24 protein-coding genes and 1 tRNA gene are annotated in these 23,851 nt (G+C 59.5%); 16 read left to right on the top strand and 9 right to left on the bottom strand.

What is annotated here, in order from left to right; genetic code table 11:
• Positions 1-224: 224 nt before the first annotated feature.
• Positions 225-896: a two-component system response regulator TctD gene (tctD, locus tag BLL42_RS07340; protein WP_071551450.1), complete on the top strand. Its 672-nt coding sequence runs from the start codon at positions 225-227 to the stop codon at positions 894-896.
• A complete protein-coding gene (tctE, locus tag BLL42_RS07335; protein WP_071551449.1) occupies positions 889-2,274 on the top strand; it encodes a two-component system sensor histidine kinase TctE in 1,386 nt (461 codons plus the stop codon). Before tctD ends, tctE begins: the two co-directional genes overlap by 8 nt.
• A 6-nt stretch (positions 2,275-2,280) precedes the next feature.
• On the opposite strand, the gene BLL42_RS07330 is transcribed toward tctE, so the two are convergent.
• Together BLL42_RS07330 and ygfZ are read right to left on the bottom strand one after the other, a co-directional pair.
• Positions 2,281-3,102 (bottom strand): HDOD domain-containing protein, encoded by an 822-nt coding sequence (locus BLL42_RS07330; RefSeq protein WP_071551448.1) that lies wholly within the window; start codon positions 3,100-3,102, stop codon positions 2,281-2,283.
• Positions 3,103-3,138: 36 nt separating this feature from the next.
• Complete coding sequence (gene ygfZ, locus BLL42_RS07325; RefSeq protein ID WP_071551447.1) at positions 3,139-4,080, bottom strand: CAF17-like 4Fe-4S cluster assembly/insertion protein YgfZ; 942 nt, start codon at positions 4,078-4,080, stop codon at positions 3,139-3,141.
• 149 nt (positions 4,081-4,229) lie between these two features.
• Here ygfZ and BLL42_RS07320 point away from each other — a divergent pair, with 149 nt between their 5' ends.
• Positions 4,230-4,484: an FAD assembly factor SdhE gene (locus BLL42_RS07320; protein ID WP_007944081.1), complete on the top strand. Its 255-nt coding sequence runs from the start codon at positions 4,230-4,232 to the stop codon at positions 4,482-4,484.
• Entirely contained in the window at positions 4,468-4,920 is a 453-nt protein-coding gene (locus BLL42_RS07315) for a protein YgfX (protein ID WP_071551446.1), read from the top strand. Before BLL42_RS07320 ends, BLL42_RS07315 begins: the two co-directional genes overlap by 17 nt.
• Here the strand turns inward: BLL42_RS07315 and nadB are convergent.
• Positions 4,889-6,505: an L-aspartate oxidase gene (gene nadB / locus BLL42_RS07310; protein WP_071551445.1), complete on the bottom strand. Its 1,617-nt coding sequence runs from the start codon at positions 6,503-6,505 to the stop codon at positions 4,889-4,891. The two genes, BLL42_RS07315 and nadB, sit on opposite strands and share 32 nt — an antisense overlap.
• Positions 6,506-7,061: 556 nt before the next feature.
• Here nadB and rpoE point away from each other — a divergent pair.
• The 4 genes from rpoE (at position 7,062) to BLL42_RS07285 (ending at position 10,906) form a co-directional block, all read left to right on the top strand.
• Positions 7,062-7,643 (top strand): RNA polymerase sigma factor RpoE/AlgU, encoded by a 582-nt coding sequence (gene rpoE / locus BLL42_RS07305; RefSeq protein WP_019692537.1) that lies wholly within the window; start codon positions 7,062-7,064, stop codon positions 7,641-7,643.
• Positions 7,644-7,674: 31 nt separating this feature from the next.
• Complete coding sequence (locus BLL42_RS07300) at positions 7,675-8,262, top strand: sigma-E factor negative regulatory protein (protein WP_071551444.1); 588 nt, start codon at positions 7,675-7,677, stop codon at positions 8,260-8,262.
• Positions 8,263-8,270: 8 nt separating this feature from the next.
• Positions 8,271-9,230 carry a MucB/RseB C-terminal domain-containing protein gene (locus BLL42_RS07295; protein WP_071551443.1) on the top strand — a complete coding sequence of 320 codons (960 nt, stop codon included), beginning with the start codon at positions 8,271-8,273 and terminating at the stop codon, positions 9,228-9,230.
• A 248-nt stretch (positions 9,231-9,478) separates the two neighbouring features.
• A complete protein-coding gene (locus BLL42_RS07285; protein WP_071551441.1) occupies positions 9,479-10,906 on the top strand; it encodes a DegQ family serine endoprotease in 1,428 nt (475 codons plus the stop codon).
• A gap of 62 nt (positions 10,907-10,968) precedes the next feature.
• Here the strand turns inward: BLL42_RS07285 and BLL42_RS07280 are convergent, their stop codons facing one another.
• On the bottom strand, positions 10,969-12,402 hold the full coding sequence (locus tag BLL42_RS07280) for a M48 family metalloprotease (RefSeq protein WP_071551440.1): 1,434 nt from the start codon (positions 12,400-12,402) through the stop codon (positions 10,969-10,971).
• A 97-nt stretch (positions 12,403-12,499) separates the two neighbouring features.
• On the opposite strand from BLL42_RS07280, the gene BLL42_RS07275 reads away from it, so the two are divergent.
• Positions 12,500-12,739 carry a sulfurtransferase TusA family protein gene (locus BLL42_RS07275; RefSeq protein ID WP_071551439.1) on the top strand — a complete coding sequence of 80 codons (240 nt, stop codon included), beginning with the start codon at positions 12,500-12,502 and terminating at the stop codon, positions 12,737-12,739.
• A gap of 30 nt (positions 12,740-12,769) precedes the next feature.
• On the top strand, positions 12,770-13,840 hold the full coding sequence (locus tag BLL42_RS07270; protein WP_071551438.1) for an AI-2E family transporter: 1,071 nt from the start codon (positions 12,770-12,772) through the stop codon (positions 13,838-13,840).
• An 88-nt stretch (positions 13,841-13,928) separates the two neighbouring features.
• On the opposite strand, the gene BLL42_RS07265 is transcribed toward BLL42_RS07270, so the two are convergent.
• On the bottom strand, positions 13,929-14,402 hold the full coding sequence (locus BLL42_RS07265; RefSeq protein WP_071551437.1) for a peroxiredoxin: 474 nt from the start codon (positions 14,400-14,402) through the stop codon (positions 13,929-13,931).
• Positions 14,403-14,412: 10 nt separating this feature from the next.
• A complete protein-coding gene (locus tag BLL42_RS07260) occupies positions 14,413-14,973 on the bottom strand; it encodes a glycine cleavage system transcriptional repressor (RefSeq protein ID WP_019692529.1) in 561 nt (186 codons plus the stop codon).
• Between the two features lie 329 nt (positions 14,974-15,302).
• Here BLL42_RS07260 and dapA point away from each other — a divergent pair, with 329 nt between their 5' ends.
• From dapA to BLL42_RS07230, 5 genes are all read left to right on the top strand, one after another.
• Positions 15,303-16,181 carry a 4-hydroxy-tetrahydrodipicolinate synthase gene (gene dapA, locus BLL42_RS07250; RefSeq protein WP_054596114.1) on the top strand — a complete coding sequence of 293 codons (879 nt, stop codon included), beginning with the start codon at positions 15,303-15,305 and terminating at the stop codon, positions 16,179-16,181.
• Positions 16,182-16,198: 17 nt separating this feature from the next.
• Positions 16,199-17,314, top strand: a complete 1,116-nt coding sequence (gene bamC, locus BLL42_RS07245) for an NlpB/DapX family lipoprotein (protein WP_071551436.1) — start codon at positions 16,199-16,201, stop codon at positions 17,312-17,314.
• 4 nt (positions 17,315-17,318) lie between these two features.
• Positions 17,319-18,077, top strand: a complete 759-nt coding sequence (locus BLL42_RS07240) for an MBL fold metallo-hydrolase (protein WP_071551435.1) — start codon at positions 17,319-17,321, stop codon at positions 18,075-18,077.
• Between the two features lie 28 nt (positions 18,078-18,105).
• On the top strand, positions 18,106-18,816 hold the full coding sequence (gene purC / locus BLL42_RS07235) for a phosphoribosylaminoimidazolesuccinocarboxamide synthase (protein ID WP_071551434.1): 711 nt from the start codon (positions 18,106-18,108) through the stop codon (positions 18,814-18,816).
• Between the two features lie 84 nt (positions 18,817-18,900).
• Positions 18,901-18,990, top strand: a tRNA-Ser gene (locus tag BLL42_RS07230).
• 197 nt (positions 18,991-19,187) lie between these two features.
• Here BLL42_RS07230 and BLL42_RS07225 read toward each other — a convergent pair.
• Both BLL42_RS07225 and BLL42_RS30775 read right to left on the bottom strand, forming a co-directional pair.
• Positions 19,188-20,405 carry a multidrug effflux MFS transporter gene (locus tag BLL42_RS07225; RefSeq protein ID WP_071551433.1) on the bottom strand — a complete coding sequence of 406 codons (1,218 nt, stop codon included), beginning with the start codon at positions 20,403-20,405 and terminating at the stop codon, positions 19,188-19,190.
• 3 nt (positions 20,406-20,408) lie between these two features.
• Positions 20,409-20,540 carry a hypothetical protein gene (locus BLL42_RS30775; protein ID WP_269086209.1) on the bottom strand — a complete coding sequence of 44 codons (132 nt, stop codon included), beginning with the start codon at positions 20,538-20,540 and terminating at the stop codon, positions 20,409-20,411.
• A gap of 92 nt (positions 20,541-20,632) precedes the next feature.
• On the opposite strand from BLL42_RS30775, the gene pdxR reads away from it, so the two are divergent.
• The gene (pdxR, locus tag BLL42_RS07220) at positions 20,633-22,186 is read left to right on the top strand and encodes a MocR-like pyridoxine biosynthesis transcription factor PdxR (RefSeq protein WP_071551432.1); all 1,554 of its coding nucleotides are present in this window, start codon (positions 20,633-20,635) and stop codon (positions 22,184-22,186) included.
• Positions 22,187-22,314: 128 nt separating this feature from the next.
• Here pdxR and BLL42_RS07215 read toward each other — a convergent pair whose 3' ends face one another.
• Complete coding sequence (locus BLL42_RS07215) at positions 22,315-23,733, bottom strand: MFS transporter (protein WP_071551431.1); 1,419 nt, start codon at positions 23,731-23,733, stop codon at positions 22,315-22,317.
• Positions 23,734-23,851 lie beyond the last annotated feature (118 nt).

Raw genomic sequence — 23,851 nt, 5'->3', positions numbered from 1 at the left:
GACTCCGTTATTGTTCTTATTGGCGAAAACGCTTCGAAGCGTTTTGCGGGTATCTACTGCCTGTGTACGGCAGACGAAACTGCCCGTGACTGGACTCTAACGATCCAACCTTTCACGAACCTTTCAGCAGGCTTTCACGGTTTTCAGGCTTCACAGCGACGGATGCGGCTGTAAACTCCGCGCCAAAGAATGGCGTCGACCATCCCCAATTGAGGTAAGAATCCATGCGTGTTCTTCTCGTCGAAGACCATCTGCAGTTGGCCGAAAGTGTCGCCCAAGCGCTCAAGAGCACCGGCCTCACCGTCGATGTGCTGCACGATGGGGTGGCCGCCGACCTGGCCTTGAACAGCGAGGAATACGCGGTGGCGATCCTTGATGTCGGTCTGCCGCGCATGGACGGTTTCGAGGTGTTGGCGCGTTTGCGCAGTCGCGGCAAGAATCTGCCGGTGCTGATGCTCACGGCCCGTAGTGACGTCAAGGATCGGGTTCACGGGCTCAACCTTGGCGCCGATGACTACCTGGCCAAACCCTTTGAGCTGACCGAGCTGGAAGCGCGGGTCAAGGCCCTGTTGCGCCGCAGCGTACTCGGCGGCGAACGTCAGCAACGCTGCGGCGTGTTGGTGTATGACCTGGACACTCGGCGCTTCACCCTCGGCGACGAGTTGCTGACTCTGACTTCCCGCGAACAAGCGGTGCTCGAAGCGTTGATCGCACGACCGGGGCGAGTGATGAGCAAGGAGCAGCTCGCCTCCCAGGTGTTTGGTCTGGATGAAGAGGCCAGCCCCGACGCCATCGAAATCTACGTCCACCGGTTGCGCAAGAAACTCGACGGCCATGCGGTGGCAATCGTGACCTTCAGGGGGCTCGGTTACCTGCTGGAAACCCGCGATGCATAAGCCCGGCAGTCTGCGCTGGCGGTTACTGTGGAACCTCGCACTGCTGCTGGTGGTGCTGATGATCGCCAGCGGTTTGAGTGCTTACTGGAACGGTCGCGAAGCAGCCGACACGGCGTATGACCGAACCTTGTTGGCCTCGGCGCGAACTATCGCCGCCGGGCTTTCTCAGCGAGACGGCAGCCTCAGCGCCGATGTGCCATACGTGGCGCTGGACACGTTCGCCTACGACAGCGCCGGGCGCATTTACTACCAGGTTAACGACATCCATCAGAATCTGATTTCCGGTTACGAAAACCTGCCCGGGCCACCGCCAGGTACGCCGCGAACCGACGATTATCCAGCGCTGGCGCGGTTCTATGACGCCATTTACCAAGGGCAGAACGTGAGGGTGGTGAGCCTGCTCAAGCCAGTGATCGAGCCGAATATGAACGGCATGGCAGAAATCCGTGTGGCGGAAACCGACGAGGCGCGCGTGCGTATGGCCCGCAGCCTGATGACCGATACCCTTCTGCGTCTGGGCATGCTGGCGGTGGGGGCGTTGCTGTTGGTGTGGTTTGCGGTGAGCGCTGCATTGCGCCCGCTCGAGCGTTTGCGCACGGTGGTGGAAGAGCGGCAATCGGATGACCTTCGGCCTCTACCGTTGGTGGAAGTGCAGCGTGAATTGTGGCCGCTGGTGCGAGCTCTTAACCACTTTACCGAGCGCTTGCGTGGGCAGTTCGAGCGCCAGGCGCAGTTCATCGCCGATGCGGCCCATGAGTTGCGAACGCCGTTGGCGGCCCTCAAGGCAAGGCTCGAATTAGGGCTGCGGGCGAGCGAGCCAGATACCTGGAGAAATACGTTGGAGAGCGCCGCTCAGGGCACCGATCGGCTGACTCATTTGGCGAATCAATTGCTGTCGCTCGCGCGCGTCGAGAACGGTGCGCGGGCGATTTCCGAGGGTGGGGCGCAGTGGCTCGATTTGAGTCAGCTGGCTCGCGAATTGGGCATGGCCATGGCGCCGTTGGCCCACGCGCGGGGCGTCGCTTTGGCGTTGGAGGCTGACGAACCGGTATGGCTGCGTGGTGAGCCAACGCTGTTGAATGAACTGTTGAGCAACCTGGTGGATAACGCCTTGGCCCACACGCCCCCCGGCGGCAATGTGATCTTGCGCGTCAGTGCGCCAGCCGTGCTGGAGGTCGAGGATGATGGTCCGGGAATTCCTCTTGAGGAGCGCGACCGGGTGTTCGAGCGCTTCTACCGGCGTAATCAGCAGGTGTCGGGTTCAGGTCTGGGCCTGGCGATTGTCGGTGAAATCTGCCGCGCCCATCTGGCGCAAATCAGCCTGCACGATGGTGCGCAGGTCGGGTTGAAGGTTCGGGTCAGTTTTATCGCGGGATAAGGGGGCTTAATAGAACATTGATCGTGATTCTTCGAGGTCGTTGCACATCGCCATGTCCTCTGGATCAATCCCCAGTTTTTTGAACGCCGGCACGCTGAGTTCATCGATTCTGGACAGCGGATGATCGGTGTCCTTATGGCAATACAGGCTGGCGATCTGCACCAGGTCAACATAGTCGACCTGCTCGGACTGACGCTTGAAGTCCAGATACTGCCCCGGCAGTTTCACCAGCATTTCCGGGAACTCCCAGACCTGCAGCAGCTTGTCGCCGAGCAACGGATGAATCTGCTCGATGACATGGTTGAGGCTGACCGGGTCCGACAGCAGCTCGTAGTGGTCTTCTGCGTAGGTCAGAATCGGCAACACGCCGATCTGATGCACCAGTCCGCCAAGGGCCGCCTGATCCGGTTTCAATTGGGTGTGGCTGCGGCACAGCGCATAGCTGACGCCAGCGATTTGCAGACTCTTGCGCCAGACTTCGCGCATCTTCTGTTCCACCACTTCGGAACGGGCATGGAAAATCTGTTCCATGACCAGGCCGATGGCCAGGTTGCTGCTGTAATTGATGCCCAGTCGGGTGATCGCCGTGTGCAGATCGGTCACTTCCTGAGCGGCACGAAGCAACGGACTGTTGACCACCTTGATCAGTCGCGCCGACAGCGCGGTGTCGCGGCCGATGACTTTGCTCAGGGTGGAGACGCTGATTTCCGGGTCTTCGGCGGCCTTGCGAATCTGCAGGGCCACTTCCGGCAACGTTGGCAGAACCAGGTCATCGTTATCGATGGCCTCAACCAAATCCTGTTGGACCTTTTCCGCCAGCTCGCTCATTTATGTTCTCTAGGGTATTGCAAAAAAATGCTGCAATTAACGCTGGATTTCGCGGTCGCGATCCAGTGGGTAAGGCAGGTCGAGCAGGTGCAGGGCAGGGCCATCGAGAGCGCCAAGGTACAGGTCGCCACTTTCCGCGGCTTCGGCTTGCAGCACCGCCAACAGCTCGATGTTCTGTTCGGCACGAGCGGCAATCACCACTTCACCAATGGAGCTGCCGTGAGTTGGGGAAAACAGTGCGGTGCCTGGCTCGGGCAGTTTGGTGGTGTCGAGTTGCAGGCGATACAACCGACGTTTGAGTTTGCCCAGGTACTGCATGCGCGCGACGATTTCCTGGCCGGTGTAGCAACCTTTCTTGAAACTCACACCGCCCACCGCTTGCAGGTTGAGCATTTGCGGAATGAACAGCTCGCGGGTGCTCGGCATGACCTGGCCAATTCCTGCGCGGATCTGCCCCAGCAGCCACTGATTGAGCGTGCCGTGCGCCAGTGTTGCCGAGAGTTTTTCTTTCAAGGCTTCGGCCTGGTCGGCAGCGGCCCACAGCTCGGTACGGCCGGGAGAAACTCGAATGGCGATCAAACCGTTATTGCGCGTGATCGAGTCGGTTGCCGGGGGAACGTCGAGGCCAAGGGCAGCCAGCGCCACATCGGCATCGCTCAGGCCGAAGCGAACCCAGGCAGCGCTTTCGTCGGTCAACTTGGATTTGGAGAACACCGCGTACTTTTTCAGGTCTGCCAGTTGTGGCTCCAGCAACTCGCTGGCCATCGCCAACAGAACCCCGTCACCTTCCAGCAGGATGCGAAAACTCGACTGCATGCGGCCTTTTTGGGTGCAGCGCGCACCGAGGCTGGCCTGGGTGTCGCTCAGGTAATTGAGGTTGCAGGTCAATTGTCCCTGAAGGAACTTGCTGGCATCGGAGCCGCGGACGGCGAGCACGCCTTCATGGGACAAGGTGCAGAAAAAAGCAGAATCAGCCATGGGTCATCGCAGGGTAAAGAGTCTGGAGGACATCATAAGGGGGCGCCCTTGAAATGGGTAGTTCACAAAGGTTCGAGGGTGCCCGACCAAAGCCGACTGTTCGACAGGGATTGGGGCTGTATACTTGCGCTCTATTTGAGGAGCGCTCCATGGTCGAAGATGTTGAACTGAACCGCCTCTACTGGCACAGCCGTCGCGGCATGCTTGAGCTTGACGTGTTGCTCGTGCCGTTTGTCAAAGAGGTCTATCCGCACCTCAACGATGTAGATCGCGACTGCTACCGCAAACTGCTCGAATGCGAAGATCAGGACATGTTCGGCTGGTTCATGGAACGCGCCGAATCGGAAGACCCTGAGTTGCAGCGCATGGTTCGCATGATTCTGGACCGTGTCCAACCCAAGTAACTCGTTTGAGTGCCGCTGGCATGCCTCACGGCAGTTGCTGGCGGCTTATCTTCTCGCCCAGCTGTTCGCGCTGGGGTCGCTGTTTCTGCTTTCTATACCGGTATGGGCCAGTTTGCTCGGCATCGCGTTGTGCGTGGCTCACTGTTTCTGGGTGTTGCCGCGACAGATTCTGCTGACACACCCGCAGGCATTTTGCGGCTTGCGCCGGGACGCCGATGGTTGGCAGTTGTGGAATCAGTTGTCGGGTTGGCAGGCAGTCCAGTTGTGTCCAGACAGCCTGGCGCTACCGTTGGTCGTCGTGTTGCGTTTTCGTTTGCGCGGTGAGCGGCGGGTACGGGCGATCTGTGTGCCGCGTGATGCGCAGGCGGTGGATGTTCACCGACGCCTGCGGGTCCGGCTCAAGTTCAGTCGGCGTAGGTGGGCGGCACCAGAATAGTGTCCAGCGCCTCTGGCAGCATGTTCGGGTAATCGAGGGTGTAATGCAGGCCGCGACTTTCCTTGCGCTCCATGGCTGAGCGAATCATCAGCTCGGCCACCTGAGCCAGATTGCGCAGTTCGATCAAATCCCGGCTGACCTTGTAGTTACTGTAGAACTCGTCGATCTCGTCCAGCAGCAGGCGCACACGATGCTGCGCGCGTTGCAGGCGCTTGTTGGTGCGCACGATGCCCACGTAGTCCCACATGAATCGCCGAAGCTCATCCCAGTTGTGCGCAATGATCACGTCTTCGTCGGAGTCGGTGACCTGACTGGCGTCCCAGGCGGGCAGGGCGCTCGGAATCGCGACGTGCGGCAATTGTCCAAGAATGTCTGTCGCCGCCGAGCGGGCGTAGACGAAGCACTCCAGCAGCGAGTTGCTGGCCATGCGGTTAGCGCCGTGCAGGCCGGTGAAGCTGGTTTCGCCAATCGCATACAGGCCTGACACGTCGGTGCGACCGTGTTGGTCGACCATCACTCCACCGCACGTGTAGTGTGCGGCCGGAACCACCGGGATCGGCTGCTGGGTGATGTCGATGGAGAATTCCAGGCAGCGTTCGTACATCGTCGGGAAGTGCGACTTGATGAAGGCCGCTGGCTTGTGGCTGATGTCCAGGTATACGCAGTCGATACCCAGGCGCTTCATTTCATGGTCGATCGCCCGGGCGACGATGTCCCGTGGCGCCAATTCGGCGCGCGGATCAAAGCGCTGCATGAAGCGTTCGCCGTTCGGCAGCTTCAAGTGCGCGCCTTCACCGCGCAGGGCTTCGGTAATCAGGAAGCTTTTGGCTTGTGGGTGGTAGAGGCAAGTAGGGTGGAACTGGTTGAACTCCAGATTCGCCACCCTGCAGCCTGAACGCCAGGCCATGGCAATGCCGTCGCCGCAAGCCCCGTCGGGGTTGCTGGTGTAGAGATAGACTTTCGCGGCACCGCCGGAGGCGAGGATCACGAAGCGCGCGCCATAGGTATCGACTTCGCCGGTGCTGCGATTGAGTACGTAGGCGCCAAGGCAGCGATCACCTTCCAGGCCCAGGCGCTTTTCGGTGATCAGGTCAACGGCAACCCGTTGCTCCAGCAACTCGATGTTCGGTCGTTGCCGTGCTTGATCAAGCAAAGTATTGAAAATCGCAGCGCCTGTGGCATCGGCGGCATGAATAATGCGCCGATGACTGTGGCCGCCTTCGCGGGTCAAATGAAACTCGAAACCGCCGTCTTCAGTGCCGGACTGTTCGTCGCGGGTGAACGGCACGCCCTGATCGATCAGCCATTGAATCGCTTCGCGACTGTGCTCGACGGTAAAGCGCACGGCATCTTCGTGGCACAGGCCACCGCCGGCATTGAGGGTGTCATCGACGTGGGATTCAACGGTGTCGGTGTCATCCAGCACGGCAGCGACACCGCCCTGGGCCCAATAGGTCGAACCGTTGGCGAGGTTGCCTTTACTCAGTACGGCAATGCGCAAATGATCGGGCAAGGTCAGTGCCAGACTTAAACCGGCAGCGCCGCTGCCAATTACCAGAACATCGTGTTGAAACTGTTGGCTCATTTCAGGATTCCGCTCAAAGCGACCCGGGTCGGGGTTGGCGCAAGACACCTGATCGGCGAGTCGAGACAGCCACGCAGCGTACTAGTATATAGAGGGGTGGATCGGCACAATAGTCGGTCCTACGTGGCAATGTGGAACTATGGTGACGAAAAAGGTTGGGTGTTGTGTCGGATAATTTACCCATTCAAATGCTGAATCGGCAGCCTGATCGCCGAAGAAACGCTATTTTTCGCCTCACGCTAGCACATTGTTCGTTTCACGCGACTATAAAGATTGGGAACTTTGCCAGGCGCCGAAGCTCAATAGAAGGTTGCCTGAGACAAGGGACAGCGTCGGTTTCACGCAGGATTTGTGTTTTGGTCTTTGCGGGTGGATTCGACGACAAGATTATTCGCGCAGCCGGCCCAGCCCGTGCTGCGTCTTTCGTGTGTGCCAAATCAGAGCGCGCAGGAAACTTGCTTGGAGGGGGAGAACTTTTGCGAAAAGCCCGAGTCTATGTTTGCAAGCCTGATCGATTAGTTATGCAAGCCTCCTCCGAGCTTATCGAGGAGTGTTCATGCTAACCCAGGAAGAGGATCAGCAGCTGGTCGAGCGCGTTCAACGCGGCGACAAGCGCGCTTTCGATCTGCTAGTGCTGAAATACCAGCACAAAATTCTCGGGTTGATCGTGCGTTTCGTGCACGACACCCATGAAGCCCAGGATGTCGCACAAGAAGCCTTTATCAAGGCCTACCGTGCACTTGGAAATTTTCGCGGCGACAGCGCGTTTTATACGTGGCTTTACCGCATCGCCATTAACACGGCGAAAAACTATCTGGTTTCACGTGGCCGTCGGCCGCCGGATAGCGATGTCAGTTCTGAGGATGCGGAGTTCTACGATGGCGATCATGGCCTCAAGGATCTCGAGTCGCCGGAACGTGCATTGCTGCGTGATGAGATCGAAGGCACCGTCCATCGAACCATCCAGCAACTGCCAGAAGATTTACGTACGGCATTAACTTTACGTGAGTTTGATGGTCTGAGTTACGAGGACATTGCGAGCGTCATGCAGTGTCCGGTGGGTACCGTGCGCTCCCGGATTTTCCGCGCTCGGGAAGCCATCGACAAAGCCCTGCAGCCGTTGTTGCAGGAAAGCTGAGACAGCGGCGACAGCCAAGAGAGGAACCGCCATGAGTCGTGAAGCCCTGCAGGAATCGCTGTCCGCAGTGATGGATAACGAAGCGGACGAACTGGAGTTGCGTCGGGTATTAAATGCCTTTGACGATGTTGAAACCCGCGAGACCTGGGCCCGTTACCAGATCGCTCGGGCAGTCATGCACAAGGACCTGTTGATCCCGCGTCTGGATATTGCTTCGGCCGTTTCCGCAGCGTTGGCTGACGAAGCCGTACCGGCAAAAGCCACTCGTGGTCCATGGCGTAACCTGGGTCGTCTGGCAGTGGCCGCATCAGTGACCCTTGCTGTTCTGGCTGGCGTGCGTCTGTACAACCAGGATGAGATCGCCGGTGTCGAATTGGCCCAGCACTCCACTCAACCGAGTCTGGCCGTTCCTCAAGTAAAAGGTCCAGCCGTTTTGGCAGGCTACAATGAGAGTTCGGAAGCCACTGGTCCTATGGCCAACGGCGTATTGCAAGGTCAGCCAGGCTGGCATGATCAGCGTCTGCCAGGCTACTTGCGCCAACATGCTCAACAAGCTGCACTGAAAGGCACTGAAAGCGCTCTGCCTTACGCTCGTGCGGCAAGCCTGGAAAACCGTTAAGGAGGATCATGCGCGCCATCCCTCTACTTACGCTGCTGCTCACTGGCTGGTTTGTTGTTCCAGCCTATGCAGATGAAGCTCAGGACTGGTTGACCCGTCTGAGTCAGGCTGAACAACAGCAAAGCTTCCAAGGTACTTTCGTCTACGAGCGTAACGGTAGTTTTTCTACCCACAACATCTGGCATCGCGTCCAGGATGGCAGAGTCCGCGAGCGTTTGCTTCAGCTTGACGGTTCTGCTCAGGAAGTCGTCCGTATTGATGGGCATACTCAATGCGTCAGCGGCAGCCTGGTGGCAGGGCTGGGGGATTCCCCCGACTCTTCTGCTCGTGCACTTGATCCGCAAAAGCTCAAGAATTGGTACGACCTTGCCGTCATCGGCAAGTCGCGCGTGGCTGGACGCCCGGCGGTGATTGTTTCACTGACGCCGCGTGATCAGCATCGTTATGGTTTTGAATTGCACCTGGACCGCGAAACCGGTCTGCCGTTGAAATCATTGCTGTTGAATGACAAGGGGCAGTTGCTGGAGCGTTTCCAGTTTACCCGGCTGGATACGACTGACGTACCGGCTGAGCGTGATCTGCAGGCGAGTTCCGAATGCAAGGCGGTGGCGCTCGACAGCGACAAGGCGTCAGCGGTGAAAGCCGCTCAGGTATGGCATTCCGACTGGTTGCCACCAGGTTTTGAACTCAGCAGCAGCAGCGCGCACAAGGATCCGGAGACCAAAGTCCAGGTCAGCAGTTTGATGTATGACGACGGTCTGGCACGTTTTTCGGTATTCCTGGAGCCGCTCAATGGCGCAGTGGTTACCGATACGCGTACTCAGCTCGGCCCGACCGTCGCGGTTTCGCGACGTCTGACCACGCCGGATGGCGAGATGATGGTTACCGTGGTCGGTGAGATTCCGATCGGTACTGCTGAACGGATTGCGCTCTCCATGCGCACCGATGCCGCTGCGGCCAAGCAGTGAGTTGATCCAGTGATGCTCATCGAGCAGCCAGTTAGTTGTGAAAGAGGCCAGCAATTGTCCATTCCACAATTGAGATGTCGAAATGTTTGGTGAGCATTTCTATTTGCAAAATTCCCAGAAATTTTCTATAGGTCAGAGCCCCACGGCTCTGGCCTTGTTTGTTGTTCCCGGAACAAAAGTACCGGTGTATGTTTCCCGGTATTCCTTGCTCCATATCGCTTAACCATGCTCGTCGTAACGGGAGCCGTATGTCGATACCACGTTTGAAATCCTACCTCTCCATTTTTGCCGCTGTATTAGTGCTCGGTCAGGCAGTCAGTGCCCTGGCGGCCGAACTGCCTGATTTCACGCAGCTGGTCGAGCAAGCCTCGCCTGCGGTGGTGAACATCAGTACCACGCAGAAGCTGCCGGACCGCAAAGTATCCAATCAGGATATTCCGGATCTGGAAGGCTTGCCGCCGGCGCTGCGCGAGTTTCTTGAGCGTGGCATGCCGCCGCAGCAGCGTTCGCCTCGTGGTCGCCAGCGTGAAGCGCAATCCCTGGGCTCAGGGTTCATCATCTCGCCTGATGGCTACATTCTGACCAACAACCATGTGATTGCCGATGCTGATGAAATCATCGTGCGTCTTGCTGATCGCAGTGAACTGAAAGCCAAGTTGGTCGGCACTGACCCACGTTCCGATGTGGCGTTGCTGAAGGTCGAGGGCAAAGATCTGCCTGTGCTCAAATTGGGTAAATCCCAGGACCTGAAAGCCGGGCAGTGGGTGGTTGCCATCGGTTCGCCATTTGGTTTTGACCACACTGTGACCCAAGGCATCGTCAGTGCCGTTGGTCGCAGCCTGCCGAACGAAAACTATGTGCCGTTCATCCAGACCGATGTGCCGATCAATCCGGGTAACTCGGGTGGTCCGCTGTTCAACCTGGCGGGTGAAGTGGTAGGGATCAACTCACAGATCTACACCCGTTCCGGTGGTTTCATGGGGGTGTCGTTTGCGATCCCGATCGATGTCGCCATGGATGTTTCGAATCAGCTGAAAAGTGGCGGGAAAGTCAGCCGAGGCTGGTTGGGTGTGGTCATTCAGGAAGTGAGCAAGGATCTCGCCGAGTCCTTCGGTCTGGAGAAACCGGCCGGTGCGCTGGTGGCTCAGATCCAGGAGGGTGGCCCGGCTGCCAAAGGTGGTTTGCAGGTCGGTGACGTGATCCTGAGCATGAACGGTCAGCCGATCGTCATGTCGGCGGATCTGCCGCATCTGGTGGGCGCACTCAAGGCCGATGCCAAGGCCAATCTCGAAGTGATTCGTGACGGCAAGCGCAAGAACGTCGAGCTGACGGTTGGCGCGATTCCGGAAGAAGGCAAGGAGCTTGATGCCCTTGCCAAGCCCGGTGTCGAGCGCAGCAGCAATCGACTGGGCGTAGCCGTGGCCGATTTGAGCGATGAGCAGAAGAAAGCCTACGACCTCAAGGGCGGCGTGGTGATCAAGGACGTTCAGGAAGGTCCTGCTGCCCTGATCGGCCTGCAGCCAGGCGACGTGATTACGCACTTGAACAATCAAGCGATTGGTTCTGCCAAGGAGTTCACGGAAATCGCCCAGGCGCTGCCAAAGAACCGCTCTGTATCGATGCGGGTCTTACGTCAAGGGCGTGCCAGCTTCATTACCTTCAAATTGGCCGAGTAAACCGGTTAGTCACTGAATAAAAAACGCCTCGAAAGAGGCGTTTTTTATGGGTCAAAGAAACGTCAGCCCATCATGTCCTTGACCAGGCGCTCTTGCTCCATCAGCTCCCGTTGACGCGCATCGATGCGTGACGACAGCGGGAAGTTGGTGCCTGCGCGACGTTTGGCGAAGTCCAGTTGCTGGATCGCCTGACGGTAATCGCCGATCAGTGCGAAGTACTCGGCACGGGCCTGATGCAGGCCAATGATGTTGCCGGACAGGCCGCGAGTCTCGGCCACCATGTACCAGACGTCCGGATCGTTCGGGCGGGTCTTGAGCAGGACTTCAAGGGCTTTCTCGGCGTCAGCCGGGCGGTTCTGCTTGAGCAACAAGTCGACCCGTACCTGATTCAGCGGATAGTTGCGCGGGTACTGCGCGAGCATCCGGTCGACCCGCGTCTGTGCATCCGGCAGGCGATTGTTGACGATGTCCAGATCGACTTGCGCCAGGTTGTAGATGATTTCGTCAGGCGACTTGGCCAGCAACTGCTTGAGGTTCTCGCGGGCGTCATTGAACTGGCTGCCTTTGATCTGGGCGATTGCCAGACCATAACGAGCTACGTCGCTCTTCGGGTTTTCATCGAGTTGGGCGCGAAAGCGTTTAGCGGCAAGACCTGGACTGTCTTCGTAGAACAACTGGACGCGCGCGCGAATCAATTGATACGTCTGGCTGTCTTCCTTGCCGCCCGGTTTGAACTGCTCGGCACGGTTGCGGGTGTCGGCGATCCGCGATTCGGTGACCGGGTGAGTCAGCAGGAATTCGGGCGGTTTGGAATCGAAGCGGTACTGGCGCATCAGGCGTTCGAACATGGTCGGCATTGAGCGCGGGTCGTAACCGGCTTTCTCGAGGTTGAGCATGCCGATACGGTCGGCCTCCTGCTCCTTCTCCCGGGAGAAGCGTAGTTGCTCCTGAATGGCCGCTGCCTGGGTGCTGGCGATGGCGGCGATACCAGCGTCTCCGGCGCCAGCCGCTGCCACGATGATCCCGCCGAGCAGAGCGGCCATCATCGGGATTTGCATGCGTTGCGAGGCTTCGACGCCGCGAGCAAAGTGGCGTTGCGACACGTGAGCCAGTTCGTGGGCGAGTACCGAGGCGTATTCGCCTTCGGTCTGGGCATTCAGAAACAGGCCGCCGTTGACCCCGACAATCCCGCCGGGTGCGGCGAAGGCATTGAGTTGCGGGCTGTTGATCAGAATGAACTCCAGGCGCCGGTCGTTGACCTGACTGGTTTCCACCAGTTTGTAGACACTGGTCTCGACGTAATCCTTGAGCTGTGGGTCGTTGAGCTGTGACACCTGGCTGCGCAGCATCGCCAGCCATGCGCGGCCTAATTGGTATTCCTGCTGTGGCGATACGATGGCAGAACTGGCATCGCCAAGTGACGGCAGGTCGTCGGCAAAGCCTGGTGAGGCTAGCAGGCAAGCGAGCGTCAGCAGGGTGGGGCGCAGAAAAGTCATGCACGAAGCCTTAGTCGACAAAGACCTTACTGTAGCCGGACACATGCGTTGCGACCAGATATTCTAGACCACTCAATCACCTGTCCGGAGTGAAGCAATGACCGACGCTGTAGAGCATGACGCCGAACTGGACGCCAGTGGGTTGAACTGCCCATTGCCGTTGCTCAAGGCCAAGCTAGAACTCAATCGCCTGGCCAGCGGCGCAGTACTCAAGGTGATCGCCACCGATGCGGGTTCGCAGCGCGACTTCCGCACCTTTGCCCGTTTGGCCGGTCATACGCTGCTTCGTGAAGAAGACGAGGCTGGCGTTTATCGCTACTGGCTGAAAAAAGCCTGAGTGTGCGGCGTTCATTGTTAAGGAATATTGATGTTCAAAGTGTTACGCGACTGGATTCAGCGCTACTTCTCCGACGAGGAGGCCGTGGTGTTGGCCGTTCTGCTCTTTCTGGCCTTCACGGCGGTCCTGACCCTGGGCGGAATGCTCGCGCCAGTATTGGCGGGGATGGTGCTGGCGTATCTGATGCAAGGTCTGGTCAGCACCCTTGAACGCCTGCATTTGCCCGGTGCTGCCGCGGTGGGGCTGGTGTTCGCGTTGTTCATGGGCATGTTGCTGCTATTTCTGGTCGTGGTGCTGCCGTTGCTTTGGCATCAACTGATTACCTTGTTCAACGAGCTGCCAGGCATGCTCGCCAAATGGCAGTCGTTGCTGCTATTGCTGCCCAAGCGCTATCCGCATCTGGTGTCCGATGAACAGGTGCTGCAGGCCATCGAAGTGGCGCGCGGCGAGATTGGCAAGTTCGGTCAGTGGGCGTTGACGTTCTCGTTGTCCAGCTTGCCACTGCTGGTGAACATCATGATCTATCTGGTGCTGGTGCCGATTCTGGTGTTTTTCTTCCTCAAGGACCGGGCGATGATCGGGCAGTGGGTCCGCGGGTATCTCCCGCGTGAGCGTGCACTGATCACCCGCGTTGCCGAAGAAATGAACCGGCAGATCGCTAATTACATTCGCGGCAAGGTCATGGAAATGGTCATTTGCGGCGGGGTGACCTACATCGGCTTCGTTGCCTTGGGGCTCAACTACGCTGCGCTGCTGGCGCTGTTGGTCGGCGTTTCGGTGGTGGTGCCGTATGTCGGGGCGGTGGTGGTGACCGTGCCGGTGCTGTTGATTGCCTTGTTCCAGTGGGGCTGGAGCGATCAGTTCATCTACTTGATGGCGGTCTACGGGATCATTCAGGTGCTGGACGGCAATGTGCTGGTGCCACTGCTGTTTTCGGGGGCAGTTAATCTGCACCCGGTGGCGATCATTTGCGCGGTGCTTCTGTTCGGCGGGCTATGGGGGTTCTGGGGCGTGTTTTTCGCGATTCCGCTGGCCACCCTGTTCAAGGCAGTGCTGGATGCCTGGCCGCGCAAAGAACCAATTGTCGCGCCGCTGTTGTAATGATGAAAAAGATCACAGCCTGCGGCAGCTCCTACGCCGAACACGGTACCTCTGTAGGAGCTGCCGCAGGCTGCGATCTTTTTCGTTATCAGGCCTTGTTCAGCGTTTGGGCTGCAGCCAGCACTGCATCAACATGCCCCGGCACTTTCACACCGCGCCATTCCTGACGCAGCACACCGCTCTTGTCGATCAGGAAGGTGCTGCGATCAACGCCCATGTATTCCTTGCCATAGAGCTTTTTCAGCTTGATCACGTCGAACAGCTGACAAATGGCTTCGTCCTTGTCGCTGATCAGCTCGAACGGGAACTCCTGTTTGCACTTGAAGTTCTCGTGGGACTTCAAGCTGTCGCGCGACACACCGAACACTTCGGTGTTGGCCGCGGTGAACTGTGCATACTGATCGCGAAAGCCTTGTCCTTCGGTGGTGCAACCCGGCGTGCTGTCCTTGGGATAGAAGTAGATCACCACTTGCTTGCCCTGGAGGGCTGTGAGGCTGACGATCTGCCCGCTCGTGGCAGGCGCTTCGAAGTCGGCGACAGGTTGGTCGATAGCAACGGCCATGGGAGCTTCCTTACATTGGGTTCTGTGGGCGCCACGGTTCGATCAGCGCATCGAGGTTCAGCGCGTCGGCGAAATCCAGGAACTGATCGCGCAGCCAACTGATCTGCACGCCGGCCGGTAGCGTCACAGTAAACGTGGCGTTGAGCATGGTGCCGCCGGTTTGCGGCGCCTGATAGGTGTCGCAGGTCAGGTTTTCCAGCTCGACGTTGTGGTCCATGAAGAACTGGCACAGCTCGTTGATGATGTCCGAGCGGTAAGCCGAGCTGACATAGGCGACATAGGGCAAGGCCTGTGGACGGTTCTCCAGCGCCGCGCTGCGTACCACATTGACCGTGAAGGCGTGCTTTTTGGCGAGGCTCGACAGGCTGCCTTCAAGGCGCGCCAAGGCGTCCCAGCTACCGGAAATCTCGAGGACCAACGCACTGCACTCACCATGACGGGTCAGGCGAGAGGTGACCACGGCGCAGCGATTTTCATGGCTGGCGCGGCACAGGACGTTAGTCAGCTCCATGGGGTTGGCGCCGAGGGCACTGATGACAAGGAATTGTTCGCGAACTGTGGGGGTGGACATGCAGCATTCCTAAAGCGATGAGCGGTCGGTACTTACTAGGGGCCGATTCGTCGGGGTGGGCGTCCGGATGCGAAATCAAAAAGCCCGAGCCAGATGGTTGCGGCGAGCTCCAGTGAGGCGAGATCGGGTAGGCGGCAACGCAGGATCAGGGCTTGTGAGGTCGAAAGTGGAGGCTGGAACCCGGCGTACGAGCCTGTCGGTACTGATCAAAGTCTGAAGGGTAGCGAAAACCGGCGCCTAGGGGAATGGCGCGAGCGCAGTACTTCGCTTGTACAAGCATCTTGGCGCCAGTACCATTACCGTTCTCTTTTTCCGGCAGGAGCGGTTGCATGATTGCGGGCAGTATGGTGGCACTGGTCACACCCATGGATGCACAGGGTCGTCTTGACTGGGACAGCCTGAGCAAACTGGTGGACTTTCACCTGCAAAACGGCACCCACGCCATTGTGGCGGTCGGCACCACAGGCGAGTCGGCGACCCTTGACGTGAACGAACACATCGAAGTGATTCGTCGCGTGGTCAAGCAGGTCAATGGTCGTATTCCGGTGATCGCCGGTACCGGCGCCAATTCGACGCGCGAAGCGATCGAACTGACCACCAATGCGAAGACCGCCGGCGCCGATGCGTGCCTGCTGGTAACGCCGTACTACAACAAGCCGACACAAGAAGGCCTGTACCTGCACTTCAAGACCATCGCCGAAGCTGTCGACATCCCGCAGATCCTCTACAACGTGCCGGGTCGTACCGCGTGCGACATGCAGGCCGAGACGGTCATCCGCCTGTCGACCGTGAAGAACATCATCGGTATCAAGGAAGCCACGGGCGATCTTTCGCGCGCCAAGGCCATCCTGGACGGTGTCAGCAAGGACTTCCTGGTGATTTCCGGTGACGACGCCACCGCAGTCGAGCTGATCCTGCTCGGCGGCAAAGGCAATATCTCGGTAACCGCCAACGTTGCTCCGCGTGACATGAGCGATCTGTGCATTGCCGCCTTGAACGGTGATGCCGTGAAAGCCCGGGCGATCCATGAAAAGCTGATGCCGCTCAATAAAACCCTGTTTATCGAATCCAACCCTATCCCCGTGAAATGGGCGCTGCATGAAATGGGCTTGATGCCGGACGGTATTCGTCTGCCGCTCACCTGGCTCAGCGAAGCCTGTCACGAACCGCTGCGACAGGCCATGCGCCAGTCCGGCGTATTGGTTTAATTGAGGAAGTACAACGCATGAAGCGAATGGCCGGACTTTCCGCACTTGCCTTGATTATCTCCAGCACCAGTGGCTGCGGATGGATCTGGGGCCCGGAAGGTTACTTCCGTGACCGTGGTAGCGATTACCTGGAAGCGCAACAGACTGCACCGATGCAACTGCCGCCGGATGTCCATACCTCCAAGCGCCTGGACCCGCTGTTGCCGATTCCGCGCAACGTGGCCAATGACACGTTCAAGGGCGAATACATCGTTCCTCGTCCGCAGCCGTTGTCGGCGATTGCCGATGCCAGCGATTACAGCCTGCAAAAAAGCGGCGACTCGCGTTGGGTCATGGCCCAGCATCCACCGGCTGAAGTCTGGCCAGTGGCTGTGCAGTTCTTCCAGGACAACGGTTTCCGTCTGGATGAACAGCGCCCGCAAACCGGCGAGTTCACCACGGGCTGGCAGCGTCCTGAGCAGCTTTCGGCGACGATGGCCAAACGCATGACCAGTGCCGGCATTGCGTCTGACAGCGAAACCCGCGTGCGAGTGCGCATCGAGCCAGGCGTGCAGCGCAACACCAGTGAAGTCTACGTGGTCAGCGCCCAGCGTCCTGCCGGCAGCAGCGCCGATGTCGCGTTCACCAACCGTTCGGTCAACACTGGCCTGGACGCTGCACTGGTCGACGATATGCTCGCCAGCATGAGCCGCACATCGGAGAAGGGCGGTTCGGTCTCCATGCTCGCTTCGCGTGATTTCGATACGCCAAACCGTGTCAGCCTGACTGAAGACGGCAGCGGTAACCCGGTGCTCAACGTCGGTACCGACCTTGACCGCGCCTGGTCGAGCGTTGGGCGTGCGTTGGAGAAGGGCGAATGGCGTGTTGAAGACATCAACCGCAGCCTGGGCCTGTACTACATCAACCTCTCCGAAAAAGCCGAGAAGAAAAACGAGAAGCCAGGCTTCTTCAGCGGCCTGTTCGGCAGCGCGCCGAGCAAGGAAGAAGTTGAAGCCCGCGCCGAGCGTTATCAGGTTCGCCTGAGCAAGGTTGGCGAGAGCGTACAAGTGACCGTCGAGAAGAACATCAACACCGTTGCGCCGGCTGAAGTGGCGCGCAAAGTGTTGGGCGTGATTCAGGACAACCTGGGCTGATCAAATGCGTTTCGCCGTTCTCGGCAGTGGTAGCCAAGGGAATGGCACGCTGATAGCCAGTGATGACACGTGCGTCCTGGTCGATTGTGGTTTCTCCTTGCGCGAAACCGAAAAACGCCTACTGCGCCTGGGTGTAAGCCCGACGCAGTTGAGCGCGATACTGGTGACCCACGAACATGCCGACCACGTGCATGGCGTGGGTTTGCTGTCTCGGCGCTACAATCTTCCTGTCTACTTGAGTCGTGGCACCTTGCGCGGGATGCGCAAACCGGTTGAACCGGCAGGCTTTGTCGCCGGTGGTGATCAGTTGCAGATCGGCGGGTTGAGTATCGGCGTCATTGCCGTGGCCCACGATGCGCAGGAACCGACGCAATACGTCTTCAGTGACGGTTCGCGGCGTTTCGGCCTGCTGACCGACCTTGGTTCGTACTGCGCCACGGTGTTGGACGGTTATCGGGATCTCGATGCATTGATGATCGAATCCAACCATTGCCGCGACCTGCTGGCCCGCGGTCATTACCCGTACTTTCTCAAGCAGCGGGTAGGCGGTGAACTGGGACATTTGAACAACCATCAGGCCGCAAGCCTGGTGGCCGAGTTGGGCTGGCAGGACCTGCAACACCTGGTGCTGGCCCATCTGAGCAGCAAGAACAACCTGCCGCAGCTGGCCCGGCAATGTTTTGTCGACACCCTCGGGTGCGACCCGGACTGGCTGCAATTGGCCGATCAAGATTCAGGGCTCGACTGGCGACATATCGCCTAGCCCATCTACTTAGCAAGCGGAGCCCATCATGGAAAAACGTGAAGAACTCTACCGCGGCAAAGCCAAATCGGTTTACAAGACCGATGACGCTGACCGCTTGATCCTGCTGTTTCGCAACGACACCTCGGCGTTCGACGGCAAGCGCATCGAGCAGCTCGACCGCAAAGGCATGGTGAACAACAAGTTCAACGCCTTCATCATGCAGAAACTCGAAGAAGCCGGCGTGCCGACCCAATTCGACAAACTGCTGGGCGACAACGAGTGCCTGGTGAAGAAGCTCGATATGATCCCGGTCGAATGCGTCGTGCGTAACTATGCTGCCGGCAGCCTGGTCAAGCGTCTGGGCGTCGAAGAGGGCATGAAACTCAACCCTTACACCTTCGAACTGTTCCTGAAGGACGACGCCAAGGGCGACCCGTTCATCAACGAATCCCACGTCGTGGCGTTCGGTTGGGGCAAGGCCGAGCAACTGGTTCGCATGAAAGAACTGTCGCTCAAGGTCAACGAAGTCCTGAGCAAGCTGTTCGACGACGCTGGCCTGCTGCTGGTCGACTTCAAACTCGAATTCGGCGTGTTCCACGGTGAAATCGTCCTCGGCGACGAGTTCAGCCCGGACGGCTGCCGCCTGTGGGACAAGGCCACCGGCAAGAAAATGGACAAGGACCGCTTCCGTCAGGGCCTCGGTGACGTCATCGAAGCCTACGAAGAAGTCGCCAACCGCCTCGGCGTACCGCTGTAATCGACGCAACCATCTGATAGCACGGAAAAAAATTCACTTAGGGGGTTCGCTTCCGGTGAATGTGCTGTTATGATGCGCGCCGTTGGAGAGATGCCAGAGTGGCCGAATGGGACGGATTCGAAATCCGTTGTACCTTCACCGGTACCTAGGGTTCGAATCCCTATCTCTCCGCCATTACATAGAAAAAGCCCCCGTAGCTGAAAAGTTACGGGGGCTTTTTCGTTTCTGGCGTTTTTATTTGGCGTGCGGTATCAGGCCAGCGCCGCCTGCGATCCCTTGACCCTGGCCAGCGGCGTCGTGCAATCACTGACGTCGGCGGCACTGGTTCAGGCTGCTGGCGTACCGCGAAAAGCCGTTCCTGGTGCGTTGCTTCAGCGTTCGCCCAGCGCCTCGTCCAGCGGGGCAGCCTCTGATTTGAACAGCCGCCAGACCAGGCAGAAGCTGACGCTGCAGATCGAGGTCATGATGATCATCGGGTAGACGCTGCCATCCGAGAGTTTGCCGGTGACGAAGCCGCACACCGCAGTCATGGCCATCTGGATAAAGAAAAACAGCCCGGACGCGGTGCCGGCAATGGCCGAGAAGGGTTGCAGTACCGCCAGTTGGCAGGCCGGGATGGCGATGCCCACCGAGAGCATGATCAGCAGCATCGGGCAGACGATCGACAGCACTGCCTCGGGCCAGAGTCGGGTGGCCATGATCAGTAGCGACGAGCCCGCCAGGTTCAGGGCGATGGCGTAGCCGATCAGGGTATCGGCGTCGTGTCTGGCGGACAGGCGACGGAACAGATTGGAACCCAGCACATAACCGGCCACGGTGACGGCGAACACTTGGGCATATTCCATCGAGGACAGGTGCAGGGTGCGTTGCAGCAGGGTCGAGGATTCGGCGATAAACGGAAAGTAGGTGCAGTAGACGCAACCTATGGCCAGAGAGTAGCGCAGGAAATAGCGGTCGCGCAGCAGTCGTGCGTAAATGTGCAGGGTGCCTTGCTGGCGGGTCTCAGGCTGGGCGGGCGGACGGGTTTCCGGCAGCAGCAGGCTGATCAGGATCAGCGTCAGCGCGGCAATCACGGTCAGGGCCACAAACACTCCACGCCAGCCGAAGGCGGTTTCGATAAGGCTGCCGATAATCGGGGCCACCATCGGCGAAATGGCCATGCCCATGGAGATCCGGCTGAGCAGGCGGGTCTGTTCATGGCGGTCGAAACGGTCGCGGACCATGACCCTGCCGATCACCGTGCCGCAGCAGCCACCGAGGGCCTGGAGCATCCGGGCGACGATCAGCATCTCGACATTGCGGGCGAGCACGCACACCAAGGTCGCCACCAGGTACAGCGCCGTGCCGCCAATCAGCACCGGCCGCCGGCCAAAACGATCGCAGAGCGGGCCGCCGATCAGCATCGAAAAAGCGTACCCGACCATGTACAGGGTGAGGGTCAGTTGCAGTTGGGCATCACTGGCATGCAGGGCATCGGCCATCGCCGGCAATGAGGGCAGGTAGATGTCGATGGTGACGCGTGGCAGGCAGACGACCACCAGCAACAGCGCCGACCAGATCCAGGGTGCCAGGTGAGGTTTTACAGGCATGGGTTACTCCGTAGGGGCGAGCAATGGCGAGGCGAGGCGAGCGGCAGGCGCCGAGAGATGCAGGAACGCCACGCAGGTGCCACCGCCGCCAATGACCGCGAGGGTGAACTCAGGGTGTTGTGTTGTAGAAGCCATGTTGCCCTCGAGTATCCATTACAGGGCCGCGACGTTAGGCGCTTTGTGGTTTAATTCCGAGAGCCGTTTATGAGTATTTTGATTGGACCACTATGAGTCGAGGCAAGGTTTCTGTTCCGCTTGATCTGCCCCAGCCCTGCAGCCTGAGCGATGGCAATCGGGTGTTGACCAAGCAGGAAAGTGCCTATGAGGCATTGCGCGCTGCGATCCTGGAAAAACGCCTGCCCGCCGGTAGCCAGTTGCCCTCTACGCGGACCTTGGCGCTGCGCTGGTCGCTGTCCCGAGGGACGGTGGAAACGGTCTTCGACCGCTTGCGCAGCGAAGGTTATGTGACCCGGGTGTCGGGTTCGGGGACCCGGGTCAGTGCGGTGGTGCCCGATCTCTTTATCCGCGCGCCCCAGGTCCGGGCGGCCCTCCAGGCGCGGGAGCAGCAGACGCCAGCGGAACCGCCGCCGGCGCTGGAGACCGCGGTCCGGGTGGGGCAGCCCTTCGTGGCGCGCCTGGCAGACCCGGCGCTGTTCCCCATTCGCGTGTGGTCGCGGGCGGTGGTCAAGGCCATGGCCGAAGCCTCGGCGCAGTTGCTCTGTTCGCCGGACCCGGGCGGCATGCTGGCCCTGCGCGAACAGATTGCCGATTACCTGGCCAAGTACCGTGGCATCCGCTGCAAGCCGGACGACCTGATCGTGACCACGGGCATTCGCCACTCTCTGGATCTGGTGGCCCGCAGCCTGGTGATGCAGGGCGACAAGGTGTGTATCGAAGATCCGGGCTACCTGTCGGCGAAAAGGATTTTCTCCATGGCCGGAGCGCGGCTGGTGTATATCCCGGTTCTCGAAGATGGCATCGACGATGGGGCGCTGCGCCGGCACTGCGATGCCCGGCTGCTCTATGTCACGCCCGCGCACCAGTCGCCGCTGGGGGTGACCCTCTCGGTGTCGCGGCGTTTGGCCCTGCTGGACTGGGCCAGCCGGACCGATGCCTGGGTGGTGGAGGATGACTACGACAGCGAATTCAACTACAACAGCGCGCCACTGGCGGCCCTCAAGGCCCTGGACCGCAATGACCGGGTGATCTACTGCGGCAGCTTCAACAAAACCCTGTTCGCCGGGCTGCGCGTCGGTTTCATGCTGGTGCCCAGGGCGTTGCGCAATCGCCTGCTGGCTACCCTGCAGACCACCGGCCGCTCTGTTGGGGTCACCGAGCAGGCGGCGCTGGCGGAATACATGAGGAGCGGGGCGTTCGTGCGTTACCTGCGTTCGGCGCGCCAGGCCTATCAGGAACGTCGTGACGTGCTGTTGGCTTGCCTGGCGGAACAGGCGCCGGGAGGTTATTCGGTTTCCGGGCAACATGCCGGTCTGCACTTCGTCCTGGAGTTGCCTGCGGGCAGCGACGAATCCGACTTCTGTCGCCGTGCCAGCGCCATCGGGCTGGCCTTGCAACCGGTCAGCGAATTCTGTCAGGAGGTTCGACGGCCGGCGGCGGTGATGATCGGATTCACTGCCCTGAGCCTGTCGCAGATCCGCTTCAGTGGTCGCCAGCTCGGGCAACTGCTGGCCGGGCAGGCGGCACTTCTCGCATCAGGTTCAGGTGATCTCGATTCAGGCTGCCGGGCTGCTATGGAAGGCTTCCAGCGCTTCGGCGTATGACAAATCACAGGCTGCTGTACGCAATACATGGAAAGCCCCGTAGCTGAAAAGTTACGGGGCTTTTTGCTTTCCGAATACAAAAAGAACCCCGGCCAACGCCGGGGTTTTTTATTGAAGCGTGAGCCGGCTCAGGCCGCTGCGAGGTCTGGCCGAATCCGCGCCGAACGGACCGCAGTCACCAGTGCCAGAATCGGCGCAATGGTAAACAGCGCAAACAGCCAGCGCGCGGCGTTGGCGGTGCCCTCGGCGTTGGAAGGGTCGTTGAGCCCGGCCATGTTGGCGATCATGCCGGCCAGTGCGGCGCCGAGTGCGGTGGCGAACAGCTGTACGGTGGTGATGGAGGACGCGGCTGAGTCCTGGTCTTCGGCCGAGGCCACTTGCAGGACCCGGGTCAGCAGGTGTGGCCAGCCGATGCCGATGCCGAATCCCACCAGGGTCAGGGCAATGCAGATCGGGGTGAGCAGTGCCCAGTCTCCGCCACTGTTGAATGGTGTGGTGACGGCGAGGATGATCAGTCCGACCAGTACGAACACCGGGCCGCTGATGATTGCGCGGCGCACGCCACGCTCGCGCCAGCCGGAGCTCATCACTTCAGACAACGTCCAGCCAGCGGCCATGAGGGCCGCCAGGTAGCCGGAAATCAGCGGCGTCTGCCCGTGCAGGGTTTGCAGGAAGTACGGTACGAAGATCTCGCTGGTCATGCCGATCACCAACAACCCCATGGTCGCGTACAGCGCACAGAGTGGGGTATTGAGCCGCAAGGCGTCCTTGGGCAGCAGGCGCGTCAGGGTGCTGGATTCATGACGAACCAGGAAAAACACCAGCAGCAGGCAGAGGCCTATGCCGAGCAGGTTCCAGGTTGGAAGCGACGAGGCGCTGCCGGCGCATACCGATAGCACTGCCGCGGCCAGCAGGAACAGTTGCAGCAAGGGCAAGCGGCCCACGGGCGGTTGGTTCATGTCACGTTTTGGCAACACGTTGCTGGTCAGCAGGATGTACGCCAGCGTCACAGGGACCAGCGCGCCAAAGGCGGCACGCCAGGCATCCATTTCAGCAAAAATGCCGCCGATGGCCGGGCCGATCAGCGTGGCGATCCCCCACATACCCGAGACCAGGGCCATGGCTCGAGGCCAGAGACGCTCTTCGAACACCAGCTGAATCATCGAGTAGCACAGGGCGAACATCAAACCACCGCCCAGACCTTGAACCGAGCGACCGACCAGCATCACCGGCATACTCGGCGCCAGTGCGCAGATGAAGCTGCCGGCGAGGAAAAATAACGCGGCTATCGCATAGGAAACACGTGGCCCTGTGCGTTGCAGGACTTTGGCCGTGAGCGCGGAGCCGAGGATCGATGCAACGACGAACAGTGTGGTGTTCCAGGCGTACAGGTCGAGCCCGCCGATTTCCTTGACCACTGAGGGCAGGATGGTCGTGGCGATGTAAATATTGATCGCGTGCAGCGCAACGCCTCCTGACAGTGCGATGGATCGCGCGGCGTTTTTTCCGGAGAGTAAATCGCTCCAGCTGCTTTCTTCCGTAGACATACAACCTCCTGCTCTGACTCGCGACCCGACGGATTGCGAGAGTCAATTGCCTGTTTTCAAGGCCTGGGTTAGATTTACCAAGTAAATTCTTTAATTATTGAAGCTGCGGGGTCCGTTG

Origin of the sequence: Pseudomonas frederiksbergensis (assembly GCF_001874645.1) — a bacterium.
GTDB lineage: Bacteria > Pseudomonadota > Gammaproteobacteria > Pseudomonadales > Pseudomonadaceae > Aquipseudomonas > Aquipseudomonas frederiksbergensis_B.
This window is presented reverse-complemented; position numbering and strand designations above follow the sequence as displayed.